At 74.1% G+C, this 4,477-nt stretch carries 5 protein-coding genes; all 5 read left to right on the top strand.

Going from position 1 to position 4,477, the window contains the following annotated elements; translation table 11 throughout:
* On the top strand, positions 1-690 hold a 690-nt coding region (locus tag VFW79_RS07805), incomplete at its 5' end, for a hypothetical protein (RefSeq protein WP_329676744.1).
* On the top strand, positions 687-1,787 hold the full coding sequence (locus VFW79_RS07800; RefSeq protein ID WP_329676743.1) for a hypothetical protein: 1,101 nt from the start codon (positions 687-689) through the stop codon (positions 1,785-1,787). The genes VFW79_RS07805 and VFW79_RS07800, both read left to right, overlap by 4 nt.
* On the top strand, positions 1,784-3,001 hold the full coding sequence (locus tag VFW79_RS07795) for a hypothetical protein (protein ID WP_329676742.1): 1,218 nt from the start codon (positions 1,784-1,786) through the stop codon (positions 2,999-3,001). The genes VFW79_RS07800 and VFW79_RS07795 overlap by 4 nt, the downstream gene beginning before the upstream one ends.
* Entirely contained in the window at positions 2,998-3,519 is a 522-nt protein-coding gene (locus tag VFW79_RS07790) for a hypothetical protein (protein ID WP_329676741.1), read from the top strand. Before VFW79_RS07795 ends, VFW79_RS07790 begins: the two co-directional genes overlap by 4 nt.
* Before the next feature lie 75 nt (positions 3,520-3,594).
* Positions 3,595-4,473: a septum formation family protein gene (locus VFW79_RS07785; RefSeq protein WP_329676740.1), complete on the top strand. Its 879-nt coding sequence runs from the start codon at positions 3,595-3,597 to the stop codon at positions 4,471-4,473.
* Positions 4,474-4,477: the final 4 nt, after the last annotated feature.

Genomic DNA, 4,477 nt, shown 5'->3' with positions numbered 1-4,477 from the left:
GCCCGCGGAGCGCTGACTGCCGCCCTCGTCCTCGTGGGTGCCTGCGCCGTGGCCTGGACGTCCGCGGCACTGGTCGGCCCGACCACGCTCCGCCTGACATCCTGCGCGACGAGCACCGAGCCCGGCGCGGCGCGCTGCCCTGAGTGGGCCGCCGCGCCGATCGGCGGCGCTCGGGCGGTCGTCGTCATCGCGCTCGTCGTTGCCGTGGCGGTTGGCCTGGCCTGCGTCCCGCTCGTCCGGGGCAGGCTCCGCCGGCTCGTCACGCGGGCGCCGCGGCAGCCGCACCGCGTGCTCGTCTCCCTGTCCGTGCCGGCGCGCGTCGCCGTCGCCGTCGGGGTGACGCTCATCGTCACGGAGGCGGCCTTGGAGGCGACAGGGCGGCTTGGGCTGGTTGTCTCGGTCGTTCTCGGCCCGCTCGTGCTGCTCGTGCTGCCGGGCCTGGCGGCGGCGTGGCTGGTCGTCCGCCGCGTGCCCGAGGCGGGCGGGCTCGCCGGATCGGACATGGTCAGGGTGGCGCTGCGGGGCCGACCCCCCGAGGTCGATCGCGCTCGTCGCGTCCTCGCGCCGACGAGGGGCGTCGTCCCGGTCGGGACGATCCTGTCCGAGCAGCCGCTCGAGCTGCTGTCTCCGATCGCCGAGTCTCGGGCGCCGTTCGATCGCACGTTCCAGGAGCGGGTGGTTCCCTCGTGACGGGCTTCGACCGGTCGGTCGCGTTCTGGCTGCGGGCCTACCCGAGGCGGTGGCGTTCGGTGCGGGCGGCCGAGGTCACCGCGGTGCTCGCGGACCTCGCCGGTCCCGACGCGCAGCGGCTGGATGCGCGCGCCGCCGCCGGGCTCGTGCGCGGCGGCTGGGCGACCCGGTGGCGCGAGCACCCGCCGCTGCACACCTACCTCGCCTACCGGTTCTTCAACGTGGCGATCCCGGCGCGGTACCGCGACTGGGCGCGCGACGACCTCGCCGGGCCGCTGTACGGCGCGCGGCTCGCGCTGGCGCGCAGCACGTTCATGCTGCCGATGCTCGCGTTGCTGCGGCCAGCCCCGCCGGCGTTCCGGGGCTGGCTGATGGGTCTGCTGCTCGGGTTCCTCGCGCTCGCCACCGGTGTGCCCCCGTACCAGCGGCGACGACTCGCCCGGAGGCACCTGACTCCGGGTGCCGGCGAGGTCATCACCTCCGGAGACCTGGTCGACGGACTCGTCCCGCGGTATCGGCGCGCCGCAGCCCCGATGCTGGCGGCGGCGACGGTGCTCCTGACCGTGGGTGCGGTGGGGTGGACCGCATCGGCCCTGCTGCGCGGAGCCCGGACCGGGGCGTTCGAGGCGGTCGTCGTGGCCGCGGTCGTCGGGCTCGCGCTCGTCCCCCTCGTCGTCCGCCGGCTGCGTCGGATCCTGCCGCAGGCTCCCGCGCAGCCGCATCGCGTGGCCTACGGGCTGACCGTGGGCCGATGGGTGTCGGTGGCGTTCTGGTCGGTGGTCATCGGCGTGCAGGCGGGGCTCGAGATCACCGGGCGCACGGACGTCTCGCTGGCCGGCGTCGGTGGGGTCGTCTGCTGGCTCGGCCTCCCGGGCGTGCTGGCCGCGCGGGTCGTCGTCCGTCGCACGCCGTCGGCTGGCATCGCCCTGGCAGACGTCGCGGATGCGGTGCTGCGTCGGCGGGCCCCAGCCGTCGACCAGCCGGATCCCGGGCTGGTGCCGGCCGACCCGTCGCTGGTCGGGACCGCGGTGCCGCACGTCGACGTCCTGCCCGCGCTCGAGCCGCGCTTCGGCGGGAACGCGGGCAGGACCACATGACCGCCCACGACGGGCGCCCGACACCTGGCGCCCCCACCGACCGCCGGTTCGACCGAGCCGTGGCGTTGTGCCTGCACGCCTACCCGCAGCGGTGGCGTGCGGCCCGGTCCGCCGAGGTCACCGCCGTGCTCGCCGACCTCGCGGGACCGCCGCCGCGCCGGCTCGATGCCCGTGCCGCCGCGGGGCTCATCCGCGGCGGCTGGGCGACCCGGTGGCGCGAGCACCCGCCGCTCGGGGCGTACCTGGCCTACCGGTTGCTCGATCGTCGGCTCCCGGCGCGGTACCGGGCGTGGGCGACGGCTGACATCGGTGGGGCGCTCTACCCGCTGCGCTGCGTGCTGACGAGGTTGAGCTCGGTCGTTCTGACCTTCCTCGTGGTGCCTCCCATCCTTGCGGCGCTCGGCCCCGCCCCCACGCGCGGTGGGTCCCTCGAGGAGATGCCCATCTGGATCGGCGTCTCGCTGGTGATCGGCGCGATCAGCCTGCTGTTCGGCCGAGCGTGGCGTGACTACGCCGCGCGCCGGTTCCTCGTGCTGCGCGCGGGTGACCCGGTGTCCGACGGTGACCTCGTCGAAGGCCTGAGCCCGAGACGGCGCCTCGACGCCCGCGGCTGGCTGAACGCGGCGCTTGTCGTGGTGTCCGTCGCTGCAACCGCGTGGACGTTCGCGGCCCTCGTCGCGCCCAAGGTCATCGGCGCTGAGCCGTGCGCTCCTGCGACCGACGACGGTTCGCCGTGGTGCACCGACTTCGCGGCGCGACCGGCCGGATCGGCGAGCGGAGTCCTTGCCGTCGTCCTCGTCCTGGCGGCCATGATCGGTCTCGCCTCGGTGGTGGTGGTCCGTCGGCGGCTCGACCGGCTCGTCGCAGCCGCTCCGCCGCAGCCGCACCGCGAGCTCGTCGGACCGTCGGCGTCGACGGCGGTCGCGGTCACCGTGCTGTCCGCGCTCGTCCTCGCCGACGCCTGGCTCGAGGCGACGGGCCGGCTCGTGGTCCTCGCGTCGGGCGTGCTCGGCCCCTTCGCCGTCCTCGTCCTGCCCGGCGTCGTCGCAGCGTGGCTGTTCGTGCGGGCCTCGCCCGAGGCGCGCGGCCTCGCGGGGTCCGACGTGGTGACGATGGCTGTCACAGGTCGTGTCCCGGGGCCCGACCAGCTCCGCCTCGGGATCCTGCCGGTGACCGGCCCGGTCCCGCCCGGCACCGTCATCCCCGCCCGATGACGCCCTTCGAGCGGTCGGTCGTCTTCTGGCTCCGGGCGTACCCGCGGCGCTGGCGCGAGCTCCGGGCCAGCGAGGTCACGGCTGTCCTCTCCGACGTCGCAGGCCCGGGCGCCCGCCGCCCCGACGCCCGGACTGCGCTCGATCTCGTGCTCGCGGGGTGGGCGACCCGGTGGCGCGAGCACCCGCCGCCGCGGCTCTGGTGGCAGTACCGGGTGCTGCGTCGCCGTCTGCCGCGGCCGTACCGGGCGTGGATGCGCGACGACGTCGAGGGGTTCTGGTTCCCGCTCCGGATGAACCTCGCGGTCCAGATGTTCATGCTTCCGCTGCTCTGGGGTCTGCACAGCCCACGGCCGTTCGACCGGTGGGGCCTCCTTGGCCTCGGCATCTGGCTCGCGCTGATCACGGTGGTGCTGTGGAGGACGGCGCGGAACGCCGGTCGCCGCCTGTACCTTGTCCGGACAAACCCACCCGTACCGGTCACGCGGTCGGGCGACCGGACACCGCGCGCAGCTCGGTAGTCGGCGCCTCCGCCGCAAGGTCATGAGCTACCCGTGGGACTAGTCGTTGTCGACGTGCCACGAGAGGAACCACGGATGCGCCGCATCACTGTGACCATCGCGACCGCCGCCGTGATCGTCGTAGCAGCGCTCGCCGGCTGCTCCTCCTCCGGCCGGACGAGTCACACACCCGCGCCCGTCAGCGCTGCGGCTGCCGCGGAAGCAGCTGTCACTCCGGTCGTGCCTGCGGTCGACATCACTGCGCCTACGGTCGGGCAGTGCTGGACGCTCCCCGACCTGGCCTCAGGTCAGACGTGGCACACGTGGGAGGGCTCGCCAGCGGTGGACTGCACGGCCGAGCACAACGCCGTCACGTTCGCGGTCGCGCAGCTCCCCGGTGGGGCATACCCGGCACCCGACGCCCAGGGCCACCCGGTCTTCACCGAAGCCGCCGCCGCGGCGTTCAAGTCCGCCTGCGTCACGAACATCGAGAAGCAACGCATCGGGACACGCGTCCAAGCGTTCTGGTATCTCCCCACGTCGGAGCAGTGGGCCGCTGGAGCACACTGGGCGCGGTGCGACCTCTCGGTCCTCGCGCTCGGTCCGACCAGCACGACTGCTCTCGAGCCGCTGACGCAGCTGCCGGACGAGATCCTCGCCGCCGGGCATTACAGCTACCAGATGTGCGTGGACACCCCGCTCGACGCGGCCACGAACCCCCCCAGTGACGGGTTGGCCCAGGGCTCGTACGTCGACTGCGCGGGCTCCTACCAATGGAGGTTCGGCAACGCGCTAGAGCTGAACGGCCCTGAGTACCCGGGTGTGGAGCAGGCCAGAGCCGCAGCAGAGCAGATGTGCACCGATCTCTACACGATGCTGGGCGGCGAGTACCTGAGCTTCTCTTGGCCCGCCTCGCAGGCGGACTGGGATGGCGGGTCACACTGGGTCAAGTGCTGGATCTCGCCCAAGGGCTGAGGTT

This window comes from Cellulomonas sp., from assembly GCF_036279715.1.
Lineage (GTDB): Bacteria > Actinomycetota > Actinomycetes > Actinomycetales > Cellulomonadaceae > Cellulomonas_A.
This window is presented reverse-complemented; position numbering and strand designations above follow the sequence as displayed.

Bases quoted from the DNA above. Each gene is read 5' to 3' on its own strand.
- VFW79_RS07795 (WP_329676742.1), top strand. From the start codon at position 1,784: ATGACCGCCCACGACGGGCGCCCGACACCTGGCGCCCCCACCGACCGC.
- VFW79_RS07790 (WP_329676741.1), top strand. From the start codon at position 2,998: ATGACGCCCTTCGAGCGGTCGGTCGTCTTCTGGCTCCGGGCGTACCCG.
- VFW79_RS07785 (WP_329676740.1), top strand. From the start codon at position 3,595: ATGCGCCGCATCACTGTGACCATCGCGACCGCCGCCGTGATCGTCGTA.